Source organism: Teichococcus rhizosphaerae, from assembly GCF_002631185.1.
GTDB classification, from domain to species: Bacteria; Pseudomonadota; Alphaproteobacteria; order Acetobacterales; family Acetobacteraceae; genus Pseudoroseomonas; species Pseudoroseomonas rhizosphaerae.
The window spans coordinates 57,434-81,111 of the sequence record NZ_PDNU01000019.1 but is presented as its reverse complement, the minus strand read 5'-3'; the positions used below and the strand labels follow the sequence as shown (position 1 = coordinate 81,111).

Annotated in this window: 13 protein-coding genes; 1 reads left to right on the top strand and 12 read right to left on the bottom strand. The window is 74.8% G+C overall.

All coding sequences use genetic code 11. From position 1 onward, the window contains the following. Positions 1-9: 9 nt before the first annotated feature. Positions 10-2,070, bottom strand: coding sequence for a hydantoinase/oxoprolinase family protein (locus tag CR162_RS11615; protein WP_099095722.1), 2,061 nt, complete (start codon positions 2,068-2,070; stop codon positions 10-12). A 133-nt stretch (positions 2,071-2,203) separates the two neighbouring features. Continuing rightward, positions 2,204-2,926, bottom strand: coding sequence for a haloacid dehalogenase type II (locus tag CR162_RS11610; RefSeq protein ID WP_099095721.1), 723 nt, complete (start codon positions 2,924-2,926; stop codon positions 2,204-2,206). A 181-nt stretch (positions 2,927-3,107) separates the two neighbouring features. Between CR162_RS11610 and pepN the strand changes: the two genes are divergently transcribed. Further along, entirely contained in the window at positions 3,108-5,771 is a 2,664-nt protein-coding gene (gene pepN, locus CR162_RS11605) for an aminopeptidase N (RefSeq protein WP_099095720.1), read from the top strand. A 23-nt stretch (positions 5,772-5,794) separates the two neighbouring features. Here pepN and CR162_RS11600 read toward each other — a convergent pair whose 3' ends face one another. From CR162_RS11600 to CR162_RS11555, 10 genes are all read right to left on the bottom strand, one after another. Then, positions 5,795-6,559 carry a meso-2,3-butanediol dehydrogenase gene (locus CR162_RS11600; RefSeq protein WP_099095719.1) on the bottom strand — a complete coding sequence of 255 codons (765 nt, stop codon included), beginning with the start codon at positions 6,557-6,559 and terminating at the stop codon, positions 5,795-5,797. A 141-nt stretch (positions 6,560-6,700) separates the two neighbouring features. After that, positions 6,701-7,831 carry a c-type cytochrome gene (locus CR162_RS11595; RefSeq protein WP_099095718.1) on the bottom strand — a complete coding sequence of 377 codons (1,131 nt, stop codon included), beginning with the start codon at positions 7,829-7,831 and terminating at the stop codon, positions 6,701-6,703. Continuing rightward, complete coding sequence (locus tag CR162_RS11590) at positions 7,828-8,475, bottom strand: cytochrome c oxidase assembly protein (RefSeq protein ID WP_099095717.1); 648 nt, start codon at positions 8,473-8,475, stop codon at positions 7,828-7,830. The genes CR162_RS11595 and CR162_RS11590 overlap by 4 nt, the downstream gene beginning before the upstream one ends. A gap of 1 nt (position 8,476) precedes the next feature. Next, positions 8,477-8,854 (bottom strand): hypothetical protein, encoded by a 378-nt coding sequence (locus CR162_RS11585; protein WP_099095716.1) that lies wholly within the window; start codon positions 8,852-8,854, stop codon positions 8,477-8,479. Between the two features lie 13 nt (positions 8,855-8,867). Continuing rightward, on the bottom strand, positions 8,868-11,408 hold the full coding sequence (ctaD, locus tag CR162_RS11580; protein WP_099095715.1) for a cytochrome c oxidase subunit I: 2,541 nt from the start codon (positions 11,406-11,408) through the stop codon (positions 8,868-8,870). After that, positions 11,405-12,373 carry a cytochrome c oxidase subunit II gene (gene coxB, locus CR162_RS11575; protein ID WP_245870292.1) on the bottom strand — a complete coding sequence of 323 codons (969 nt, stop codon included), beginning with the start codon at positions 12,371-12,373 and terminating at the stop codon, positions 11,405-11,407. Before coxB ends, ctaD begins: the two co-directional genes overlap by 4 nt. 154 nt (positions 12,374-12,527) lie before the next feature. Continuing rightward, on the bottom strand, positions 12,528-13,814 hold the full coding sequence (locus CR162_RS11570; RefSeq protein ID WP_099095713.1) for a capsule biosynthesis protein: 1,287 nt from the start codon (positions 13,812-13,814) through the stop codon (positions 12,528-12,530). A 94-nt stretch (positions 13,815-13,908) separates the two neighbouring features. Then, positions 13,909-14,736, bottom strand: coding sequence for a formyltransferase family protein (locus CR162_RS11565; protein ID WP_099095712.1), 828 nt, complete (start codon positions 14,734-14,736; stop codon positions 13,909-13,911). Between the two features lie 31 nt (positions 14,737-14,767). Next, the gene (locus CR162_RS11560) at positions 14,768-16,105 is read right to left on the bottom strand and encodes an aminotransferase class I/II-fold pyridoxal phosphate-dependent enzyme (protein WP_099095711.1); all 1,338 of its coding nucleotides are present in this window, start codon (positions 16,103-16,105) and stop codon (positions 14,768-14,770) included. A 154-nt stretch (positions 16,106-16,259) separates the two neighbouring features. After that, positions 16,260-23,606, bottom strand: a complete 7,347-nt coding sequence (locus CR162_RS11555) for a type I polyketide synthase (protein ID WP_176559823.1) — start codon at positions 23,604-23,606, stop codon at positions 16,260-16,262. Positions 23,607-23,678 lie beyond the last annotated feature (72 nt).

Below are 23,678 nucleotides of genomic sequence, written 5' to 3'. Positions count from 1 at the left end.
GTCCTTGGGTCAGAGGGCGATGAGGAGGTTGCCGCCGGCCTCGGCGGTCAGGGTGCAGCCGGGCGGCACCACGGTGGTGCTGTCGGTCTGCAGCACGATGGCGGGGCCGGGGATGGGCTGGCCCACCGGCAGAAGCTCGCGCCGCAGGAAGGGCGTCTCGTGCGGCTCGGGGGCGGCGGGCGTGCCGAACACCACCCGCGCCACCCGCACCGTGGCTTCCTCCAGCGAGCCGCCCGCGCGCGGCGGCGGCGCGCCGAGATGCGGGCGGGGGATGGCGCCGGTGAGCCGCAGGTTGACGATCTCGACCGGCCGCTCGGGGAAGGCGTGGCCGTATTCCGCCTTGTGCTGGGCGTGGAAGCGCGCCAGCAGGCCAGAGGCATCCGCCATCTCATCGGCAGGGAAGGCGACGCGCAGCTCGTAGCCCTGGCCGGCGTAGCGGAGGTCGGCGGCGCGGGTGAAGCGGGCGGTCTCCACCGGCAGCGCGTCGGCGGCGAAGCGGGCGATGATCTGCGCCTCCATCGCGGCGAAGTCGTCGGCGATGCGCGGCAGGTCCAGCGCGGTGGAAAGCTGGAAGCAGGTGCGCACCGCGTCGGCGCTGAGGTCGGTGGTCAGCAGCCCCATGGCGGAGGTGATGCCGGGATGCGGCGGCACCAGCACCTCGCGCCCTTCCAGCATGCGCGCCACCTCCACCGCCTGGAGCGGGCCGGCGCCGCCGAAGGCCACCAGCGCGTAGCCGCGCGGGTCGATGCCCTTCTGCACGGTGCGGCTGCGGATGGCATTGGCCATGTTGGCGTTGACGATGGTGAGGATGCCGAGCGCCGCCGCCTCCGGCGTCAGCCCCAGCTCGTCCGCGAAGGCGCCGACGACGCGGCGCGCGGCCGCCACATCGAGCGCCATGGCGCCGCCCAGGAAGTTCTCCGGGTCCAGCCGGCCGAGCACGATGTTGGCGTCCGTCACGGTGGGGCGCTGGCCGCCGCGGCCATAGCCCGCCGGCCCCGGCTGCGCGCCCGCCGATTGCGGCCCGACGCGGAACGCGCCCCCCGCGTCCCGCCGCGCGATGGAGCCGCCGCCGGCGCCGATGGTGTGGATGTCGATCATCGGCACCAGCAGCGGGAAGCCGGCGATCCAGGTGTCGCGCGCCGAGGCCTCGCCGAACCGCCCGCCGGAGATGATGGCGATGTCGGCCGAGGTGCCGCCGATGTCGAAGGTGATGAGGTCGTTCCGGCCCGAAAGGGCGCCGGCCCAGGCGCCGCCCAGCACGCCCGCGGCGGGGCCGGACAGCATGGTGAGCACCGGCTGCTCCGCCACCATGGCCACCGAGGCGACGCCGCCCGTCGAGCCCATCACCTGCAGGTCCCCCGAGACGCCGGCCTCCTTCAGCCGCCCGGCCAGGCGGGAGACGTAGTCGCGCACGCGGGGCCCGACGAAGGCGTTCATCGCGGCGGTGGTGAAGCGCTCGAACTCGCGGAACTGCGGCGCCACCTCGGCCGAGGTGGTGACGAAGGCCTCCGGGTATTCCTCCTGCACGATGGCCCTGGCGCGCAGCTCATGCGCCGGGTTGAGGTAGGAGAACAGGAAGCAGATGGCGATGGCCTCGACGCCGTCGGCCTTCAGCGCGCGGGCGGCGGCGCGCACCTCCGCCTCGTCCAGCGGCACCAGCACCTCACCGCGCGGCGGCACCAGCCGCTCGGTCACGACGTGGCGGTGGCGGCGCTTCACCAGCGGGCGGGACTGCCAGGGGATCTGCTGCTGGATGGAATAGTGCTCCGGCCGCTGGTGGCGGCCGATATGCAGCACATCCCGGTAGCCGCGCGTGGTGATCATGCCGGTGACGGCGCCGCGGTGCTCCAGCACGGCGTTGGTGGCGATGGTGGTGCCGTGCAGCACCTGGTCCACCGCCGCCGGCGCGATGCCGGCCCGGGCGCACAGCTCCACCACCCCCTGGGTGACGCCGATCGACGGGTCCGCGTTGGTGCTCGACACCTTGTGGATGACGCTGCGGCCCGTCCCGGTATCCGCGAGCACCAGATCCGTGAAGGTTCCGCCGACATCGACGCCGATCAAACGCATGGAGTTCCCCCCGCCATTGTTCGCGGAGGCCGCAGCAAGCCGCGTGCCAGGAGGCTGGACGCGGCGCCAGGCGGCGGCCAGGGGAGGGCGGGGCCCCGTGCCGGCCCCGAAGCGGTCAAGGATCAGCCAAGGATCAGGCAATTGCCTCCGCCTGGTGCGCGGCCGCCATGGCGCCGAGCGAGGTGAAGCGGAACTCATAGCCCGCGCCGGAGGGCGGCGGCATGGTGGCGCCCCAGCCGTCCCGGTCGTGCCGGCGGTCGATCCAGGCGGAGGCGAGGCCCAGGCGCTTGGCGGGGGCGTGGTCGTGGAACAGGCTCTGCGCCGTGTGCAGGATGTCGGACTTGCCGAAGCCCTGGGCGGCCAGCTTCTCCAGCATGAACTCGAAGTTGCGCAGGCTGGGCTTGTAGCTGCCGATATCCTGGGCGGTGAACACGGCGTCGAACGCCACGCCCAGCCGCCTGCGGCTGCCGTCGAAGCCGGCGCGGTCCACGTTGGAAAGGATCACCAGCCTGTAGTGCCGCTTGAGGTAGGCCAGCGCCTCGGCGGAATCGGGAAAGGCCGGCCAGTCCGGCACGGAGGCGCCGAAGCGGGCATGCACCGCGTCGCTCGCCTCCAGTCCCCATTCGTCGGCGAGGTTGCGGTGCACCTCGGTCAGCAGCTCGGCATAGGGCATGGCGGGCGTCTCGGCCTGCTGGCTGGCCTCGTGGCGGGCGAAGGCTTCCAGCACCTCGTCGCGCGGCAGGTCGAGGCCCCCCTTCCGCAGCAGCGGCTGCAACGCCTCGTGGATGCCGCTTTCCCAGTCGATCAACGTGCCGTAGCAGTCGAAGGTCAGCACACGGAAATCATGCAGGCGCATCGCGTCTCTCCGGAAGCCGATCGGGGACACGGTGCCATGCCGGAGGGCCGCGGGAAAAGCGCGGAATGCGGCCCGCCGCGCGCAGGTCCGCCGCCGCTGGGCCGCCACGCGCGGGGCCGCTGGGCGCGGCGGGCGGGCGGCGCCATAGTGCATGCCTTTCCGCGTGAGTTCAGGGCGAGCCATGAGCAGCACAGACCAGCCTTCCCCCCCGCCCACCATCCGCCGCGAGGATTACCGGCCGCCCGCCTTCCTGGTGGAGCAGGTGGACCTGCACATCGCCCTGCATCCCACCGCCACGCGGGTGCGCGCCCGGCTGGCGCTGCGCCGCAACCCGGATGCCGCCGGCGCCGCCGCCGCGCTGGAGCTGGATGGCGAGGCGCTGCGCCTCCTCTCCGCCGTGCTGGACGGCGCGCCGCTGCCGGAGGACAGGCTGGGCCACCTGCCCGGCGGCGGCCTGCGCATCGAGGGCGTGCCGGACGCGGCCGTGCTGGAGACGGAGGTGGAGATCTCGCCCGAGGCCAACAGCGAGCTGTCCGGCCTGTATCTCTCGGGCGGCAACTACGTTACCCAGTGCGAGGCGGAAGGCTTCCGCCGCATCACCTACTTCCCCGACCGGCCGGACGTGATGGCGCGCTACACCACCACGCTGGAGGCCGACCGCGCCGCCTGCCCCGTGCTGCTCTCCAACGGCAACCCGGACGGCGCGGGCGAGCTGCCCGATGGCCGCCACTGGGCGCGCTGGGTGGACCCGCACCCCAAGCCCTCCTACCTCTTCGCCGTGGTGGCCGGAGACCTGGTGGCGGTGCGGGACAGCTTCACCACCCGCTCCGGCCGCGAGGTGGCGCTCGCTATCTATGTGCGCCGGGGCGACGAGGATGCCTGCGGCCACGCCATGGACTCGCTGAAGCGCTCGATGCGCTGGGACGAGGAGACCTACGGCCTCGAATACGACCTCGACGTGTTCAACATCGCCGCCGTGTCCGACTTCAACATGGGGGCGATGGAGAACAAGGGCCTCAACGTCTTCAACACCAAATACATCCTGGCGCGGCCCGAGACGGCGACCGACATGGACTACGAGGGCATCGAGACCGTCGTCGCGCACGAGTACTTCCACAACTGGACGGGCAACCGCGTCACCTGCCGCGACTGGTTCCAGCTTTCCCTGAAGGAAGGGCTGACCGTGTTCCGCGACCAGCACTTCTCGGCCGACCAGGGTTCGGCGGCGGTGAAGCGGCTGGCCGATGTGCGCCGCCTGCGCGCCGCGCAGTTCCCCGAGGATGCGGGGCCCATGGCGCATCCGGTGCGCCCGGATTCCTATGTGGAGATCAACAACTTCTACACCGCCACCGTGTACCAGAAGGGGGCGGAGGTGGTGCGCATGATGCGCGCGCTGATCGGGGCGGAGAACTTCCGCCGCGGCATGGACCTCTACATCGCCCGCCATGACAACCAGGCGGTGACGATCGAGGATTTCGTCCGCGCCATGCAGGACGCCTCGGGCACCGACCTGTCGCGCTTCAGCCGCTGGTACGCCCAGGCCGGCACGCCGGAGCTGCGGGTGCGGGAAGCCTTCGCCGATGGCCGCTACACCCTGACCCTCGCGCAATCCACCCCGCCCACGCCGGGCCAGCCGGAGAAGCTGCCCGTGCCGGTCCCGGTCGCCATGGGGCTGATCGGGCCGGAAGGCGCCGAGGTGGCGGAGCCCCGCCTGCTGCTGCTGGAGGAGGCCGAGCAGGACTTCGTGTTCGAGGGGCTGGCGGCGAAGCCCGTGCCCTCGCTGCTGCGCGGCTTCTCGGCGCCGGTGAAGCTGTCCGGCCTGACGCTGGAGCAGCTCGGCTTCCTGGCCGCGCACGACACGGATGCCTTCGTCCGCTGGGAATCGTCGCAGCAATACGCCACCGCCACCATGCTGGCGATGGTGGAGGCACTGCGCTCCCAGGAGCCGAAGGCTGAGCGTGCGGTTCACGCTTCCGGCGATGCCGCCTTCAGCGGCCGCACGCTGGAACTGCCCGAAGGCCTGGCCGCCATCACCGGCGCGCTGCTTGGCCGTGCCCTGGAGGACCCTGCCTTCGCCGCCGAGGCACTGGCGTTGCCTTCCGAGGAGTTCATCGCCGACCAGATGACGATCGCCGACCCGGAGGCGATCCACGCCGTGCGGCAGTTCCTGCGCGGCGCGCTGGGGCGGCGCTTCGCCGCGCGCTTCGCCGCGCTGCACGAGACGCTGGCGGATGCCGGGCCCTACCGGACCGACGGCGCCGCCATCGGCCGGCGGGCGCTGCGCAACGCGGCGCTGGCCTATCTCGGCGCGGCGGGCGAGACGGGCCGCGCCGAGGCGCAGTTCGCGGGCGCCACCAACATGACCGACTCGCTGGCCGCGCTGCGGGTGCTGGTGGATTCCGACAGCCCGGCGCGGGAGCAGGCGCTGGCCGCCTTCCATGCCCGCTGGAAGGAGGAGCCGCTGGTGCTGGACAAGTGGTTCACCCTCCAGGCCATGTCGCCGCGCACCGACGCCGCGGCGGCGGAGGCGCTCTCGCGCCATCCGGACTTCGACCTGCGCAACCCCAACCGCGTGCGGTCGCTGGTGGGCGCCTTCGCCGCCGGCAACCCGGCCGCCTTCCATGCCGCGTCGGGCGAGGGCTACCGCTTCCTGGCCGACATGGTCATCGCGCTGGACGCGGTGAACACGCAGGTGGCGGCGCGCATGGTCTCGCCGCTCGGCCACTGGAAGCGGCAGGACGCGGCGCGGGGCGCGAGGATGCGGGCCGAGCTGGAGCGCATCGCCGCCCGGCCGGGGCTGAGCAAGGGCACCTACGAGAAGGTCTCGAAAAGCCTCGCCGCCTGAGGTGGGGCGCGCCCGCCGGGCCCTCAGGCCTGGCGGGGCTGGCCGTTGGAGGCGGACAGGCCGCCATCCACCGGCAGGTTCACGCCGGTGACGAAGCGGGCGTCGTCGCTGGCCAGGAAGGCGATGACGCCCGCGATGTCCGCCGGCTCGGCGGGCCGGCCGAGCGGGATGCGCTCGCGGAACTTCGCCATCAGCGCCTCGTCGTCCTTCATGTCCGCGGTCAGTTCGGTGAGGGTGAGGCTCGGGTTCACCGCGTTCACCCGCACGCCCTTCTCGCCCAGCTCCAGGGCGAGGGAGCGCGTCAGGTTGGTCACCCCGCCCTTGGCGGCGTTGTAGGCGCTCATGTTCCAGTCCCCGCCCGTGCCGGAGACGGAGGAGACGTTGACGATGCTGCCCTTCGTCTCCAGCAGGTGGGGCAGGGCGGCGCGGGTGCAGAAATAGACGCTGTCCAGGTCGGTCGCCATGACCTTGCGCCAGTCTTCCGGCTCCAGCGCCAGCAGCGGGCCGGTGACGGCGGTGCCGGCGTTGTTCACCAGCACGTCAAGCCGCCCGAAGCGCCGCAGCGTGGCGGCGACCAGCGCTTCCGCATCCTCCCGCCGCGACACGTCGGCGGCATGGGCCAGGGTGCGCTGCGGGTCGAGGCTGGCGGCCACCCGCGCCAGCTTCGCCTCGGTGCGGCCGGCGAGCACGACCATGGCGCCCTCGGCCGAGAAGCGCCGCGCCGCGCCCTCTCCGATGCCCGATCCCGCGCCCGTGACCACCACAACCTTGCCCGTGAAGCGCTGCATGATCCTGAGTGTCCCGCGTTGTTCCTTTCAGCAACATGGGCTGCTGCCTGCGGTTCCTTGTTCGGCGCCGCCGCAGGCGCGCCCGGGAACTTGCAGAAAAAAGAAGGGGGCTCCGGGGGAATTCATTCCCCCGGATCTTTCCTAGTCGCTGGCCTTGTCCTGCCGCGCGAACCAGGCGGCCACCGCCTTGTTCTGCTCCGGGCTCAGCCGCCCCGCGATGGTCCCCATCAGGTCCCGGTACGGGCCGCCGCCGCGCGTGCCCGCCTGCCACTGGACGAGCTGGTTCTCCAGGTAGCTGGCATGCTGCCCGTGCAGCGCCGGGTAGGAGGGGTTGCGCGCCAGCGCGGCGCCGCCGTGGCAGGACAGGCAGGCCGGCACACCCTCGGCCGGGATGCCCTGGCGGGCAATGCGTTCGCCCTCCTCCAGCAGCGCCGTCTCGGCCGGGGGATGCGGCACGGGCGCGAAGGGCTGGCGCGCGTAGTGGGTGGCGATCTGCCCCAGGATGGCGTCGTCCGCGCGGGCGGCGGGGGGCTGCATCAGGCCGCTGTGGCGGGTGCCGTGGGAGAAGGCCAGCAGCGCCTCGCGCAGATAGGCCTCGCTCTGGCCGGCGAGAACGGGAAAGGCGTCGTTCTCCCGCCCGCGCCCGTCCATGCCGTGGCAGCGGGCGCAGTCGGCCAGCGCTTCCTGCGCCGGGGGCGCGGGGCCGCCGGTGTTGATGGCGCCGATGCCGATGAGGCCGGAGCTGGGCTGGCGCGCGCCCTCCGGCCCGAAGGCCAGGCGCTGGTACTCGTCCTGCGGCATGCGCGGCAGCTTTTCCAGGAAGGCCACCATGGCCCAGATCTCGTCATGCCGCTCGATGGCGACCCAGGCGGGCATGCCGCTGTAGCGCACCCCGTGCTGGACGATGCGGAACAGCTCCTCCGGCTTCCAGGGGTCGAAGCGCTTGCTGAACTCGGGCGGCGGCGGCAGGGAAGCCTGCACGATGGGGTTCTGCCGCTCGCCCGGCGCGCCGTGGCAGGGGGCGCAGCCGGTGGCGTAGTGGCCGGCGCCGCGGTCGAGCAAAGCGGGGCCGGACAGGTCCGGCACCTCCAGCGCCAGCGCGCGGGTGCGGACGGAGTTCCGCATCACCCAGTGCAGGAACCACTCGGTGACCGGCCAGTGCCCGCCCGAGGCGCCCACATAGATGACGCCCGACCAGCCGACCAGCAGCCCGCCCAGCAGCAGCGCGGCCAGCCCCAGCCCGATGCGGCGGAGGGTGAGGCGGATGATCATCGGGCGGGCTCCTGGGGGGTCGGTTCGGGGTCGCGCAGCAGGCGGGCGGCGAGGTGCAGCCCGCCGGCGAGGTAGGCGCCGCCGCCCACCAGCAGCATCACCACGCCGCCGATCGCCTGGTCCTCCAGCGGCGACAGGCCGAGGCAGGCGGGGTGACCGTAGAGCGGGCGCGGGGCGAGGGCGATCAGCGCGCCGAGCAGCGTCATGTGCATGGAGGTGAGCAGCAGGCCGATGACGCCCGCCGCCTGGCGCGGCCGCCGGTCCGCCTCGCCGGCGCCGAGGCAGGACAGCCACACCAGCAGCGACACGGCGAGGAAGCTGCCCTGCTCCAGCGCCATGAGGCCCAGGGATTCGCGGGCGGCGTTGTGCGGCCCCGGCATGTGCCAGCCCCAGATGGTGACGAATTCCAGCCCCGACGCCGCCACCGGCCCGAACAGGCGCGGGAAGCGCCGCGCCGGGTCCCACCGTCCGCCGCCCCCGGGTTTGGCCCCGAGCGCGATGGCGAGCAGCGGCGCGGCCACCGCCACCACTCCCATGTGCATCACCATGTGGCCGGTGAAGGAGCGCTCCAGCAGCAGGAGCAGCGGCCCGCCCCAGACCAGCGCCAGCACCAGAAGCGCGAGCGGCATGGCGAGGGGGGCCATCTCAGCGGCAATCCGCGATGGTGATGGCCGGCATGGCGACGAAGATGACGCTGACGAAGCTCAGCGCGCAGAGCAGCAGCGTGGCGTAGCCCAGGAAGTGCTGGCGGTCCTCGTCGGTGGCCTGGTCGTGCGGCGGGTCGTCCGTGCCGAAGCCCCAGTGGCGCCGGGCCTGCCGCCCCGCCACCAGGATCAGCCCCAGCGCCGGCAGGGTGATGCCGAGGATGACCCAGCGCAGCGATGTGAGGTCCACCCAGGGCCCGCCGCCCTTGGCGCAGGCGATGGCGGCGGCGACGTAGCAGAGCAGGAAATGGACCGCCCAGATGGCGGGCGGCGCCAGCAGGGTCCAGAGATTGGCGTGGCGGCGGTTGTGGATCAGCATGGCGCGCCTCGCCTCAGGCCAGCAGCGGGAACAGCGCGACGGTGGCGAGCGTCACCACCGCGGTGATGGCGGCGAAGTGCCAGTAGAGCACGACGTTGTGGATGTCGATGTCGTGATCCCGCGTCAGCTTGCCGGCGAGGCTGCGCGCCAGCGCGTAGAGCGTCATGATGACGCCGACGGCGAGGTGCAGCGCCGCCCAGCCCAGCAGCACCCAGACGGCGGCGGGATAGGCATGGGTGGTGGGGTCGAGCCCGCCGGCCCACGGGCCCATCAGCATGGCGCCGCCGCTGGCCAGCGCCAGCAGCGTGGCGGCGAGCAGCCCGAGCCGCAGCCCGCCCGCCCGGCCCGCCCCGTTGCGCGCCCGCGCCCACAGCATGGCGCCCCAGGCGCCGAGCGCGGCGAGCAGCGCGACGCCCGGCCAGAGCAGGCCGGGGCCCATCTTCATCCCCGCCGCGTCGAGCGGCGGAAAGACGGGGTGGATGGTCCAGAAGTAGAAGTAGCTGAACACCAGGCTGGCGAAGGCCGTCATGTCGCCGGTCATGGTGATGAACATCGCCCACCAGCCGACCGACTGGATGCCCGAGGCGTAGAGCGGCAGCCGCACGCCGTGGCCGATGTCCTTTTCCCGCTTCTCCGGCACCATCGCCGTGCCGCGCCACAGCCAGACCAGGATGGACAGGATGGCGGCCACGCCCACTGCCAGCCCCGTCCAGTAGAGGTGGAAGGTGGTGAGGATGAACACCGCGCCGGTCAGCACCGCCGCGGCCATCGGCATGAAGCTGTTGCCCGGCACGCGCAGGCACTGGATGGGGCGGGCGTCCAGCACGGAGGTGACCAGGGTCTCGCGCTTGCCTTCCTCGGCGTCGGGCAGGAACTCGCGGCCCTCATCCACGCGGCGGGGCAGCTCCGGGTCGTCCCAGAGCGGGTAGCGGGAGGCGATGGCGGGCACGCTGCGCACGCCGTAATCGGGGCCGGGGATGGGGTTCAGCCATTCCAGCGTGCCGGCGCCCCACGGGTTGCGCGGCGAATCCGCCCGCCGGCGGATGCCCCAGACCGCGTCCCAGGTGAAGAGCAGCACGCCGGCGGCGAAGACCACGGCGCCCAGGGTGGAGACGAGGTTCAGCCAGTCCCAGCCGATGCCGCCCGGATAGGTGAAGACGCGGCGCGGCATGCCGCGCAGCCCGGTGAAGTGCATGGGCAGGAAGGCGATGTTGAAGCCCAGGAACATCAGCCAGAACACCCAGCGGCCGATCCGGTCCGAGAGCTTCCGCGCCATCACCAGCGGGTAGTAGTAGTAGGCGCCGGCGAAGAGCGGCAGCACCATGCCGCCGATCAGCACGTAGTGCAGGTGCGCCACGACGAAGTAGCTGTCATGCGCCTGCCAGTCGAAGGGCGCGATCGCCACCATCACGCCGGTCAGCCCGCCGAAGACGAAGATGGCGAGCGCCCCGGCGGCGAACAGCATCGGTGTGGAGCGGGTCATCCGCCCCGCCAGCATGGTGGCGACGAAGACGAAGATCTGCACGCCGGTCGGGATCGCCACCGCCTCGGAGGCGGCGGAGAAGAAGCCGAGCGAGATGGCGGGCAGGCCGGTGGTGAACATGTGGTGCACCCACAGCCCGAAGCTGAGGAAGCCGGTGCCCACCGCCGCCAGCACGATCCAGGAATAGCCGATGATCGGCCGCTTCGCGAAGGTCGGCACGATCATCGCCAGCAGCGCGATGGAGGGCAGGAAGACGATGTAGACCTCCGGGTGGCCGAAGATCCAGAACAGGTGCTGCCACAGCACCGGGTCGCCGCCGCGGCTCGCGTCGAAGAAGGGCCAGCCCGCCAGCCGCTCCAGCTCGAACAGGATGTCGCCCGCGATCAGCGGCGGGAAGGCGAACAGGATCATGCCGCCGACGATCAGCACGTACCAGCAATAGAGCGGCATGGTGTTGATGCGCATGCCCGGCGGCCGGCACTTCAGCACGCCGACGATCAGCTCCACCGCCGCCGCGATCGACGCCACCTCGATGAAGGACAGGCCGAGCAGCCAGATGTCGGCGCCGATGCCGGTGAGCTTCGGGTCCGTGGTCAGCGGCGGGTACATGAACCAGCCGGCATCGGGCGCCGAGTTGAACAGGATCGAGCCCATCACGAAGACGCCGCCGATCAGGAAGCACCAGTAGCCATAGGCCGAGAGGCGCGGGAAGGGCAGGTCGCGCGCCGCCAGCATGGTGGGCAGCAGCAGGATCGCCACCGCCTCGAAGATCGGCACGGCGAAGAGGAACATCATCGCCGTGCCGTGCAGGGTGAAGGCCTGGTTGTAGAGGCTGGCGGAGATCAGGTCGTTGTCCGGCACGGCGAGCTGGGCGCGCACCAGCAGCGCCAGCGCGCCGGCCAGCAGGAAGAACAGGAAGGAGGTGGCGGTGTACCAGAGCCCCACCTCGGTGTTGTTCACCGCCGACCAGTAGCGCCAGCCGGGCGGCGTTTCCCAGGTGCGTTCCAGCCGCTCCTCCTGGGCGCGGCGGCGCGCCGCGTCCGCCTCGGGGGGCATCGTCGCCTCGTTCATCGCAGCATCCCCAGCCAGGCCGCGATGGCGGCGATCTCGGTGTCCAGCAGCGTGCCATAGGCGGGCATGCGGGCGGCGGGCTTGATCTCGTCCACGCGGGCGATGAAGGCGGCGCGGTTGGCCGCGCTGTTCTCCAGGATGCCGGCGCCGAGGGTGGGGCGGCTGGCCAGGTGCGTCAGGTCCGGCCCGATGGCGCCGCGCGCCGCCGTGCCGCGCACGCTGTGGCAGGCGCCGCAGCCATGCGCCAGAAAGGCGGCCTCCCCCGCATGACCCGTGCCGGCGGCGGCGGGCGCCGCCTCGCGCGCCAGCCAGGCCTCGAACTCGGCCGGCTCCACCACCCGCACGGTGAAGGCCATCAGCGCGTGGGAGGCGCCGCACAGCTCGGCGCAGGCGCCGCGGAACTCGCCGGTGCGCGTGGGCTCCAGCACCAGGCGGTTGGTGCGGCCGGGGATCATGTCCATCTTGCCGCCCAGCGCCGGCACCCAGAAGGAATGGATGACGTCGCGCGTGGACAGGCTGAACTCCACGCGCTGGCCCACCGGCAGCACCAGCGCGTTGGCGCTTTCCACCGGCGCGCCGCCGGGCGGGTGGTAGCGCACCCGCCACCAGAACTGCTCGCCCTCCACATGCACGCGCAGCGGGCCGCCGGGCGCGCGCAGCTCCGGCATCAGCCGCAGGCCGAAGAACAGCAGCACCGCCAGCAGCAGCGTCGGCACCACCGCGCCGCCCCAGACGATGAGCCGGCCGGCGTCGCGCTGGCTCCAGGGCTTCTCGCGGCGGCCGGAGGCGTAGTGGGCGAGGCCCAGCACCAGCACCCAGATGACGCCGCTGGCGACCAGCATGGCCCAGAACAGCCGCGCCACCTGCTCCGCCTCGAAGCCGGCCGGATCGAGCGCCGACTGCACGCCGCCGCACCCCGCCAGCAGCCCCGCCAGCGGCACGGCGCGCATGGCGCGGCCTGGCACGGTCAGTCCTCCCATTGGTCCCCCGCGGGCTCCCGGCCCACCCCTCGCGCCCCGCCCTCGCGGCGCAGTTCTCCAGATCGCGCAACGCATCGGGGGCGGGGTGGTTTCCGGCTCTGGCTTGGCCTTGTGCGCGGCCGTGCCGGACAGGCTGATGTCAGGGCGGGGCGGCGGTGCCGGGGAAGCCGGGATCGGCGGGGTGCATCAGCGCCGGCACGGCCACGTTCAGCAGGCCATGGTGCAGCCGGTGCACCGCCGCGCGCACCGCCACGTCCAGCCCCGGCCGGTTGTAGTAGACGCCGCGGATGTGGAGCTGGTGCGCGATGCAGCGGAGGAAGCCCTCGCGCAGCGCGGGGTCGGGCGGCGTCGCCTCGGTCCAGAACCGGTCCAGCGGTCCGGAGAAGACCAGGCCGGGGATGCGGTAGATCGCCTCGCCGAGCGCGAAGGTGGGGGTGTGGTCGATGATCGAGCGCAGCCCGACCGTGCTGTTGACGGTGACGGTGCCCTGCACCTGCTCGACGATGGCGCCGAGATTGCCGCCGCCCAGGTAGTGCATCCGCTCCGGCAGGCCCGCCGCCCGGGCGATCTTCTCCGTGCGCCGCCGCCAGTTCTTCAGCCCCGGGTCCAGCGGGTGCACCTTCACCAGCAGGTGCGCGCCGGCCGGCGCGTGGGCGGCGAAGCTTTCCGCCACCTCGCGCAGCGCCGTGTCGAGGTCGGGGTAGCGGGAATAGGCGCGGATGGAGAAGTCGCTCTCCATCTGCATCGCCATCAGGAACAGCGGCCCGCTGCCGGAAAGGCGCCGCAGGATGGCGTCCGCCCGGCGGTTGTCGCGCCCGCGCTGCAGCAGCCGCAGCCCGACCCCGGCGTAGTAGAGCGCCGGGTGCTGCAGCAGGTGGGTGCGGTAGTGCGGAAAGGGCCAGGGCAGGGCGCTGCTGAGGTGGTAGAGCATGTCCCACCGCGCCTGCCGGGCGAAGCTGTCCCTGTTGCGCACGGTCAGGTCGGGGGGCGGCAGGGCGGCCCCTGTCCGCACGATCGTTTCCGGGTCGCGGGTGAACAGGCTGGCGGCGTTCATGCCGTCCCGCTCCAGCACGATCCAGTCGGGGCGGATATAGCCGAAATCGGTGGTGGCGACGCGGATGCCGCGCGCATGCGCGGCGGCGATGGCCACCTTGTGGTAGTCCCGCTGCTCGCCCAGCAGCACCAGGTCGGTGACGCCGTGGCGGTCGAGGAACCCTGCCACGAAGGCGGGCCAATCCCCGGGCCGGCCGCGGAAGTCCACCGCCCCCGGCCCGCGCCAGAACAGCCTGTCGCCGAGGTTCAGGTTGATCCGGCGCACCTCGTGGCCCAGTGCCCGCAGCCCCGCGCCCACCTCGTCGAAGAAGGGGGTGATCGGTCCCTGCAGGAACAGGAAGGATCGCGGGGCCGGATCGGCGGAGCTGCTCATCGGCGGCGTCAGGTTCTCGTCTGCGGCGATGCGGATGCGGGCGGTAGGCCGGCCGCGCGGGATGCGATGGAGGCCGCCCCGGCGCGGGCGCGCCTTACCCCACGGGCGCGACCAGAGCCGCCCGCAGGTCCCCCCAGCCAACTGTCCGCTGGCCCTGCCGCGCCATCTTCCGCAATGCCCCGGCGGAGGGAAATGGGCAATAGGGGGCGTCGGGGCCCGCGGGCTCCTGCGGCACCCCGCCGGGCATGCCGGGGCCGGCCTCCAGCGCCGCCAGGAGCGGGCCGAGCAGCGTGGCGCCGGCCTCGTGCAGCAGGCGGGCGGCGGTGCTGGCCGTGGTGCCGGGCGGCAGCGCCACCGCCTGCTGGGCCAGGATGGCGCCCGCATCGATGCGCGGCACCATGCGGTGGACGGTCACGCCGAAGGCGGGCGGCGCCTCGCCCAGCGCCCAGATCGTCGGCACCGGCCCGCGGTGGCGAGGCAGCAGCGAGGGATGCACGTTGATGCCGCCCAGCGGCGCCAGCGCCAGGGTTTCCGCGCGCAGGATCTGGTCGAAGTGGAAGGAGAGGATGAGGTCCGGCCGCGCCGCGCGCAGCGCCGCCGCCATGGCGGGGCCGTTCACGTCCTCCACCGCCAGCAGCGGGATGCCATGCCGCCGCGCGAGGCGGCTCAGCGCGCCCGCGCCGAGCGCGCGCCGCAGGTCGCCCAGCGCCTGCGGCAGGCCGTAATTGACCAGCAGGTAGGGCAGGAAGCGCGGGCCGGAGCGGCGCCAGTGGGCCGCCATCTGCCCGGCCATGCCGCCCGTGGCGGCGCGGTAGGGCAGGGAACGGCCGATCAGCACGAGGCGCCCCGCCTGCGCCCCGGCCAGCCGCAGCACCGCCCCGGCGCTGAGCGCGCTTTCCAGCGTCAGCAGGGCGATGCGCATGGCCAGCCCGCGCCCCCGGCGCGCCTTCCGCTCACATGCCGGCGCCCGGCAGGCTTTCCACGCGCCCGACGCTGGCCGCCGCCTCGCTCAGCGCCTCGGCCGCCCGGTCGAGGTCGTCCTCGCTGTGCTCGGAGGAGATGAAGAAGCGCAGCCGGGCGGATTGCTCGGGCACGGCGGGAAAGGTCACGGTCTGCACCGAGATGCCGCGCTCCAGCAGCGCCGCGGCCATCCGCGCCGTGCGCACCGAGGAGCCGAGGATGACCGGCAGCACGGCGCTGCCCTGGCTGGTGCCGGTGTCGAAGCCGCGCGCGCGCAGGCGGTCGCGCAGGCCCATGCCATTGGCCCGCAGCCGCGCCACCCGCTCCGGCTCGGCGCGCAGGATGCGCAGCGATTCCAGCGCGGCGGCGGCCAGCGGCGCCGGCAGCGCCACGGAATAGACGAAGCCCGGCGCGGTGTGCCGCATCCAGTCGATCAGGTCGGCGCGCCCGGCGATGTAGCCGCCGCAGGCCGAGAGGGTCTTGGAGAGCGTGCCCATCCAGATGTCCACGCCGGAGGGATCGACCCCCTGCGCCTCGGCGACGCCCTGGCCGGTGGCGCCCAGCACGCCGAGGGAATGCGCCTCGTCCACCATCAGCCAGGCATCGTGGCGGCGGGCGATCTCGACGCAGCGGGCGAGATCGGGGCTGTCGCCGTCCATGCTGTAGTGGCCCTCCACCAGCAGCAGGGCGCGGCTTGACTTCCCCTGCGCGCCGCGCCGCGCCGCCGCCAGCTCCCGCTCCGCCGCCGCCATGTCGTTGTGCGGGAAGGGGACGCGCCGGGCGCCCGAGAGGCGGGCGCCCTCGACGCAGGAATTGTGGATGGCGGCATCGTGCACCACCACGTCGCGCGGGCCCATCAGATGGCCGATGGTGGTGACGTTGGTGGCGTGGCCGGACACGAAGGTGAGCGCCGCCTCGGTGCCGTGCAGCTCGGCCAGGGCGCGCTCCAGCGCGCGGTGCGGCTCGCGCTCGCCCGAAAGGATGCGCGAGCCGGAAGGGGAGACGCCGTAGCGGTCCACCGCCGCCTTGGCCGCCGCCAGCACCCGCGGATCGCCGTTCAGCCCGAGATAGTTGTAGCTGCTGAAGTTGATGACGGGGCGGCCGCCGATGCTGCTGTGCGCGCCGGCCAGCCCGTCATGCCCCTGGAACAGCGGGCTCGGCAGGTCGAGCGACTGCAGGGCCGCCTTCATCAGCCCGAAGTCGCGCATCCCGGGCAGGGTGGTGAAGTCGCGCGCGCTGCCGGCCTCGGGCGCCGGGGCCTCGCCGCTGCGGCGCTTGGAGAGCCGCGCCAGCAGGGCCAGCCGCGCGCTGGTGCTGAGCCCGCCGCTCACGCGACGCCTCCCTGGCGGGGGCGGGTGGGAGAGAGGGTCATGCCATGCGGTCCGTTCATTGGCGAGGCCCCGCCGGCCCGTGCCGGCGGGGGAGGCTCTGGAGATAGGCGATCCGGCGCCGCTCCGCACCGCCCCCCCTGCCGGAAGGGCCGTTTCACGCGGCCGGTTCGGCGGCCCGCGCGGCGGGGGTGGCGCTGGGCTCGAACTGCTCCACCAGCCCGGCGATCGCCTCCTCGTCGCGGCCGCCGGCCAGGCCGTCCGCCAGCTTGCGGGTGAGCAGGTCGATGGTCAGCTCCTCGCTCACCGAGGCCAGCGGCACCTGCATGCCGAGCCGCCGCTCCAGCGCGCCGCGCAGCTCCAGCCCGCCCAGGCTGTCGAGCCCGAGGCCGGCCACGGGGGCGTCGAGCGGCACCGCCTCGGGCGGCAGGCGCAGGATGCGCGCCACCTCCTGCTGCGCCACCTGGCGCAGCAGCGCGCGCGCCTCCTCGGGCGGCAGGGACAGCAGGTGGGCCTGCAGGCTGGCCGCCTCCATCTCCTGCCCGGCGCGGCCGCGCACCTCGGAGAAGAACGGCTCCTCCAGCACCGGCAGCGCCATGCGCGCTTCCCGCCAGGCGATGCGCGCGAGGCCCAGCACCGGCGCGCCCGCTTCCAGCAGGGCGGGCAGGGCGGAGAGCGCCTCGACCGCCGCCATGGGCTCGACGCCGAGGCGCCGGGCCAGGGTCTCGGCGGTGGCGGCGTCGCCGGCCAGCACGCCTGCATCGGCGATCGGGCCCCAGCCCACCGCCAGCGCCGGCAGCCCTTCCGCGTGGCGCCGCCGCGCCAGCGCCTCCAGCGCCATGTTGGCGGCGACGTAGTTGGCCTGGCCCGGATTGCCCATGGCCGTGGTGGCGGAGGAGAACAGCAGGAACAGCGAGAGCGGGTCCCGCCGCGTCGCCCGGTCCAGGTTCTCGGCGATGGCGAGCTTGGGCGCCAGCACGGCGGCGAAGCGGCGCGCGTCGAGCGCGATGGCGGCGGCGTCGTCGAAGGCGGCGGCGGCGTGCACCACCCCCGCCAGCGGCGGCCCCTCGGCGCGGATGGCGGCGAGCGCCGCCTCCAGCGCCGCCGCGTCCGTGGCGTCGGCCGCGTGGACGGTGGCGCGGGCGCCGAGCGCCGCCAGCGCCGTCACCGCCGCTTCCGCCCCCGGCGTGGTGCCGCCGCGGCGCGACAGCAGGGCCAGGTGCCGCGCCCCGCGCGCCGCCAGCCACTTGGCGCATTCGAAGCCGAAGCCCTGCACGCCGCCCACCACCAGGATGGTGCCCTCGGGCGGCGTCCAGCCCGGGCGGGGCGCCGCGCGCGGCACGGGCGGCGGCACCAGCACCAGCTTGCCGATATGGCTGCTGGCCTGCAGCGCGCGGAAGGCGGCCTCCGCCTCGGTGGCCGGGCGCTTCGCGTGCGGCAGCGGGTGCAGCGCGCCCGCGGCGAAGCGGCCCGCGATGTCGGCGAGAAGCCGCCGCGCCAGGTCCGGCCGCGCCTTGGGCAGCTGGTCCACGTCCACGCCGAAATAGGTGAGGTTGTGGCGGTAGGGGCGCAGCCCGACGCGGCGGTTCTCGAAGAAGTCCCGCTTGCCCAGCTCGACGAAGCGGCCGAAGGGCTTCACCAGCGCGAGGCTGCGCTCCATCGCCTCGCCGGCCAGCGAGTTCAGCACCACGTCCACCCCTTCGGGCCAGGCGGCGCGAAGCTGGTCGGCGAAGCCGGGGTCGCGGCTGTCCAGCACCAGCTCGGCGCCGGCGGCGCGCAGCAGGGCGCGCTTGGCGGCCGTGCCGGCGGTGGCGGCGATGCGGGCGCCGGCGGCGCGCGCCACCTGCAGCGCGGCCAACCCCACGGCGCCGGCGCCGCCATGGATCAGCACCGTCTCGCCTTCCCCCAGCCGGGCGCAGTGCTCCAGCGCGTAGATGGCGGTGAGGAAGGCCACCGGCACGGTGGCGGCGGCGGCGAAGTCCAGCCCGGGCGGCACGCGCGTCACCGCCTCGGCGCGGGTGCGCACGCGGCTGGCAAGTGCTGCGGGGGCGAAGCCGAACACCGCCTCGCCCGGCCGGAGGTCGACCCCGGGACCGGCCTGCTCCACCACGCCGGCCATCTCCATCCCCAGGGTGGGGCCGGCGAAGCCGAGCAGCAGCGCCTCCTCCGGCAGCAGGCCCTGCGCCCACATCAGGTCGCGGAAGTTGAGGCCGGCGGCCTCGACGCGCACCACCACCTCGCCCGGGCCGGGCGGCGGCAGGGTGAGGCTTTCCCATTCCAGCGTGCCGAGCTGGCCGGGCTGGCGGATGGCCAGCCGCGCCGGGCCCCGCGGCACGGCGGGGGCGGGGCGGGCGCCGGGGCGCAGGCGGGGTGCCAGGCGCGCGGCCCGGGTCAGGCGCAGCTCCGGCTCCGCCCCGGCGCCGAGCAGCTCGGGCAGCAGGCGGGCGGCGGCCTCGGCCGGCGCCAGCGCGGCCTCCAGGCCGATGCGGCGGGGCCGCAGCTCCGGCATCTCGTTGGTCAGCACCCGGGCCAGGCCGTGCAGCGCGGCCGCCTCCGGCGCGCACCGCGCATCGGCGGTGACCAGGGTGAAGGCCTGTGCCCGGCCGCGCGCCGCCTCGGCCAGGGCGGTGACCTGCGCCAGGGCGGCGGGCAGCGCGCCGGCCTCCGGCGCGGCCAGCGCCACGACATGCGCGCCCGAAAGGCCGCGCGGCGGCTGCTGCCCGGCTGCCGCCAGCGGCAGCGCCGCGACGCCGGCGCCGGCCCCCGACAGGGCGGCGGCGAGCGCCTCGGCCAGCGGCGCGCTGGCCGCGTCATGGTGCAGTTGCAGGGTGGCGGGCCGGGCGGGCGCGGCCGGCGCCGCCGCCTCCGCCCCGGCGGGCGCCGTGCGGGCGGCGACCAGCAGGGCCGGCCAGGGCGCCGAGCCCAGCGGCGAGACCCAGGCCCGCTCCAGGTCCGGCGCGGCGCAGGCCGCTTCCCAGCCCTGTGCGTCGGGCAGCGGCGCGGCGCCATGCTCCCACCAGCCGGCATCCTGGCCGCAGGTGAAGGTCCAGGCGCGGCCGGGCAGCGGCTCGGCCAGCAGCAGCGCGCCGCCCGGGGCCAGCAGGCCGCTCAGCGTGCCGAGCAGCGCCGCGCCGCGCCGGGCGCGGGCGGCGGCGGCCAGCCCCACCACGAGGTCGGCGCCCAGCCCGGCGGGCGCCGGCGTGCCCGGCTCCCAGGGCTCGAAGCCGAAGGCGATGTTGCCGGCATGCGGCGGGATGGCGGCGGCGCGCGCATCGCCCGGCGCGCCGGTGGCGGTGTAGTGGACCGGCTTGCCGCTGGCGCCCAGCACGGCCAGCAGCCGCCGCGTCAGCGGGCCGCCATTGGCGCCGATCTCCAGCACGCGCAGCGGCCGCCCCGCCGGCCAGGCAGCGACGAAGCGCCCGACCGCCTGCCCCAGCACGGCGGCCAGCCGCGCGAAGCCCAGCGCGTCGGGCGGCGGCAGGTTCTCGGGCTGGGACTGGCCGGAAAGCGCCTCCGGCAGCCGCTCGGCCGCCAGGGCCAGCCAGGCCAGCTCATGCGCGGCCGACGGGCTCTCGGCCATCACCGCGCGCCAGATGTCGGCGGCTTCCGGCAGGTCCTCCGGCGCGGGCAGCAGCCAGCCTTGGGGGCCGGGCTCGGCCAGCCCGTCCTCCGCCAGGGCGCGCAGCAGCGACAGGGCGTAGGGGGAAAGGCCGGAGGCGGGCAGCAGCCCCGCCGCATCCGCCCGGGCGCGCAGCGCCGCCTGGGCGCTGGCCACCACATGGCCTTCCAGCAGCAGGGCGGTCTCGCTCAGGTCGTGCTCGGCATCCTCGGCCAGGGCGGCGCGCATGGCGGCGTCGAGGTCGATGGCGGGGACGGGGCCGGGCGCCGCCTCCAGCGCCTGCTCCTCGATGCGGAACACCGCCTCCGCCAGCCCGGCGCGCGGGGCGAGGCGGATGGACTGCATCCAGCCCTCCTCCAGCCGCGCCACCACCTGCCCCGCGCCGTCGCGCAGCCGCGCCGCATACTGGCCGGAGCGGCTGCCGCGGTGCAGCAGCTCCAGCTCGGCGCTGACCGGCACGGGCGCGCCGCGCCGCAGCAGCAGCCGGCCGAAGCGCACCGGCACCACGCCCGCCCCCTCCTCCTCCCGCTGGCCGGGCGCGAACAGCGCCACCAGCCCGTGCAGCGCGGCATCGAGCCGCACCGGGTGCAGCAGCCAGCCTGCCCCGTCCGGCGGCGCCGCGGCGGGCAGGGCGAGGCGCACGCCGGCCTGCCGGCCATCCGCGGACAGGGTGGCCTCCGCCGCCGCCTGGAAGGCGGGGCCGTAATCGAGCTGCAGCCGGCGGGCGATGGCCAGGATCTCCCCGCCCTCCAGCCGCGTGCCTTCCAGCGCCGGAGGCGGCGGGGCGGCCAGGGCCGCCAGGGTGGCGGCGGCCAGCTGGCCGCGGGCGTGCAGCGTCCAGCCCTCGCCGGTCAGGCGCGGGCGGCTTTCGAGGCGGAACAGGCCGCTTTCCGGCTCCAGCGTGAAGCGCGTCTCGCGCGCCGCCTCGGCCGAGAGCGGCAGAGGGCGCAGGATGGTCACGTCGCGCAGCTCCAGCACCGGCGCTTCCGGCAGGTGCAGCGCGGCGGCGGCGAGCGCCATCTCCAGCATGGCGGCGGCCGGCAGCACCGGCTCGCCGCCCAGCCGGTGGTCGGCGAGCCAGGGCTCCTGCGCCGTGTCCAGCAGGCGCGACCAGCGCGTGGGCTCGCCGCCCTGGCGCAGGCCGAGCAGCGGATGATCCGCCGCAGGGTCGGTCAGCCGCGTGGCTTCCTGGGTGGCGGCGAACCAGTGGCGCTGCCGCTCGAAGGGCGTGAAGGGCAGGCCGCGCCGGGCCGCCGGGCCCTGCCAGGCCGGGCCGCCGCGCGGGTCGGCGCCCTGCACCAGGGCGCGGTCGGCGAGCGCCGGGAAGGGATCGCCCTCCGGGTCGCGGCGGCTGAGGCTGGGCAGCACCGGCGCTTCCGCCTCGGCCGCCCGCAGGCTCTCGCGCAGGTAGGATTGCAGCACCGGGTTGGGGCCGATCTCCAGGAACAGCCGCGCCCCGGCATCCACCGCCGCCTGCACCGCCGCCTGGAAGCGCACAGGCGCCCGCAGGTTGCGCCACCAGTATTCGGCGTCCAGCGCCGCGCCCGGCAGCTTGGTGCCGGTGACGGAGGACAGGAAGCCCAGCCGCTCCGCGCCCGGGGCGAAGCCTTGCAGCTCGGCCAGCAGCGCCTCGCGCACCGGGTCCATGGCGGCGGAATGGAAGGCGTAGTCGAGGTCGAGCCGCACGGCGGCCAGGCGCCGCGCCCTGGCGGCGGCCACCAGCGCGTCGATCGCGGCCTCGGGGCCCGCCACGGTGATGGCGTTGGGCGCGTTGTAGGCGGCGATCTCGGGGCGCCAGCCGGCCTCGTCGGCCGGGCAGGCGGCGAGCAGCGGCGCCGCCTCCTCGGCGCCCGCGCCGATCGCCGCCATGTGGCCATGGCCGCGCCGGCTGTGCTGCGCGCGCGAGCGCGCCACCACCAGCCGTGCCGCCTGCTCGAGCGTGAGGATGCCGGCCGCGTGCGCCGCCGCCACCTCGCCCACCGAATGGCCCAGCACATAGTCGGGCCGGATGCCTTCCGCCGCCAGCGCCGCCAGGATGCCGTGCTGCACCAGGAAGAGCAGGGGCTGCGCCTTGTCGGTGCCGGCGAGGTCCCCGGCCGGGACGCCCTCCGCCAGCAGCGCGGCGCCGGACCAGCCGGCGAGCGGCGCCAGCACGGCGTCCGCCTCCGCCACGGCGGCGCGGAAGGCGGCGTTGTGCGCCATCGCCTCCCGCGCCATGCCGGCGAATTGCGCGCCATTGCCGGAGAAGACGAAGGCGATGTGCCCGCCCGCGCCGCGCTTGGCGACGCCATGCGTCACGCCGGGCAGCGGCCCCCCGGCCCGGGCGCCGGCGAGCCAGCCATCGAGCCCGGCGCGCAGCGTGGCGGCGTCCGCGCCGCGCAGGGCCAGGCGGTGGCCGTGCAGGTCGCGGTGGCGGCCGAGACCGCGGCGCAGCGGCAGCGTGTCCGCCTCATCCGCCAGCCGGTCGCGCCAGCTGGCGGCGAGGGCCTTCAGCGCGCCGGCCGAGCGGGCGCTCAGCACCAGGGGCGGCGCCTCCGCCGCCACCGGTTCCGCCGGGGGGGCGGAGGCGGGAAGGGGCAGGGGAGGCGCCGCGCCCAGCAACACCGAGGCGTTGGTGCCGCCGAAGCCGAAGCTGTTGATCCCGGTCACCTTCCCCGTGGCCAGAGCTTCCAGGGTGGTGGGCACCCGGATGTTCAGCCCGGCGAAGTCGATGTCGGGGTTGGGGGTGCTGAAGTGCAGGTTGGGCGGCACGGCGCCGCGCTCCAGCACCAGCATGGCCTTGAGCAGCCCGGCGATGCCGGAAGCCGGCTCCAGGTGGCCGATATTGGTCTTGACCGAGCCGATGGTCAGCGGCGTGGCGCGGCCCTGCGCCAGCGCGGTGCCGATCGCCCAGGTCTCGGCCGGGTCGCCGGCCTGGGTGCCGGTGCCGTGCGCCTCGAAATAGGCAATGTCGGCCGGCGCCACGCCCGCCTCGGCCAGCACGCGCCGCAGCAGCGCCGCCTGCGCCTCGCGGTTGGGAAGCGACAGGCCGATGGTGCGGCCGGCGGCGTTGGTGCCGGCGGCCAGGATGACGCCGCGGATGGCGTCGCCCGCCGCCAGGGCGGCGGAAAGCGGCTTGAGCACCACGAGGCCCGCCCCCTCGCCGCGCACATAGCCATCCGCCGCCGCGTCGAAGGCCTGGCAGCGGCCGCGCGCGGACAGCATGCCGGCGCGGGAGAAGCCGGCGAAGGCGAAGGGCGAGAGCAGCATCTGCACGCCGCCCACCAGCGCCGCCTCCACCTGCCCGGCGCGGATCGCCGCCACCGCCGCCTCCAGCGCCACCAGCGAGGAGGAGCAGGCGGTGTCCACCGTCTGGCCGGGGCCGCGCAGGTCGAACACGTTGGTCAGGCGGTTGGCCAGGATGGACAGCGTGTTGCCGGTCATGAAGTAGCGGTCGGCGCCGGCCGGGTCGCCCAGGCGCAGCTCGGCATAGTCGGTCGAGGAGCCGCCGACCCAGACGCCGATGGTGCGCCCCGCCACCTGGCTGGCCGGCCAGCCCGCATCCTCCAGCGCCTCGGCCGCGACCTCCAGCAGCAGGCGCTGCTGCGGGTCCATCTCCGCCGCCTCGCGCGGGGAAAGCCCGAAGGCGGGGGCGTCGAAGCCGGAGATGTCGCCCAGATGCGCGGCGGCGAAGCTGTAGGAGCGGCCCGGCTCACCCTTGCGCGGATGATGGAAGGCGGCCTGGGTGAAGCGGTCCGGCGGCAGGGTGCCGACGCAGTCGCGCCCGGCCGCCAGCATCTCCCAGAAGCCGTCCAGGTCGCGCGCGCCCGGCAGGCGGCACGCGGCGCCGATGATGGCCACCGGCTCGGCGGGGGATGGGGCGGGCGGGGTCGGTCCTTGAGTCATTCCATATTGCTCTGCGGCCGGCAGGGCGGGCCGCGCAAGAGAAGCGCCAGGTCTTGAAACAGCGGGAGGAAC

Excerpts from the sequence above, each read along its gene's own strand:
- CR162_RS11615 (WP_099095722.1), bottom strand. The coding sequence starts at position 2,070 with ATGCGTTTGATCGGCGTCGATGTCGGCGGAACCTTCACGGATCTGGTG.
- CR162_RS11610 (WP_099095721.1), bottom strand. The coding sequence starts at position 2,926 with ATGCGCCTGCATGATTTCCGTGTGCTGACCTTCGACTGCTACGGCACG.
- pepN (WP_099095720.1), top strand. The coding sequence starts at position 3,108 with ATGAGCAGCACAGACCAGCCTTCCCCCCCGCCCACCATCCGCCGCGAG.
- CR162_RS11600 (WP_099095719.1), bottom strand. The coding sequence starts at position 6,559 with ATGCAGCGCTTCACGGGCAAGGTTGTGGTGGTCACGGGCGCGGGATCG.
- CR162_RS11595 (WP_099095718.1), bottom strand. The coding sequence starts at position 7,831 with ATGATCATCCGCCTCACCCTCCGCCGCATCGGGCTGGGGCTGGCCGCG.
- CR162_RS11590 (WP_099095717.1), bottom strand. The coding sequence starts at position 8,475 with ATGGCCCCCCTCGCCATGCCGCTCGCGCTTCTGGTGCTGGCGCTGGTC.
- CR162_RS11585 (WP_099095716.1), bottom strand. The coding sequence starts at position 8,854 with ATGCTGATCCACAACCGCCGCCACGCCAATCTCTGGACCCTGCTGGCG.
- ctaD (WP_099095715.1), bottom strand. The coding sequence starts at position 11,408 with ATGAACGAGGCGACGATGCCCCCCGAGGCGGACGCGGCGCGCCGCCGC.
- CR162_RS11570 (WP_099095713.1), bottom strand. The coding sequence starts at position 13,814 with ATGAGCAGCTCCGCCGATCCGGCCCCGCGATCCTTCCTGTTCCTGCAG.
- CR162_RS11565 (WP_099095712.1), bottom strand. The coding sequence starts at position 14,736 with ATGCGCATCGCCCTGCTGACGCTGGAAAGCGCGCTCAGCGCCGGGGCG.
- CR162_RS11555 (WP_176559823.1), bottom strand. The coding sequence starts at position 23,606 with ATGACTCAAGGACCGACCCCGCCCGCCCCATCCCCCGCCGAGCCGGTG.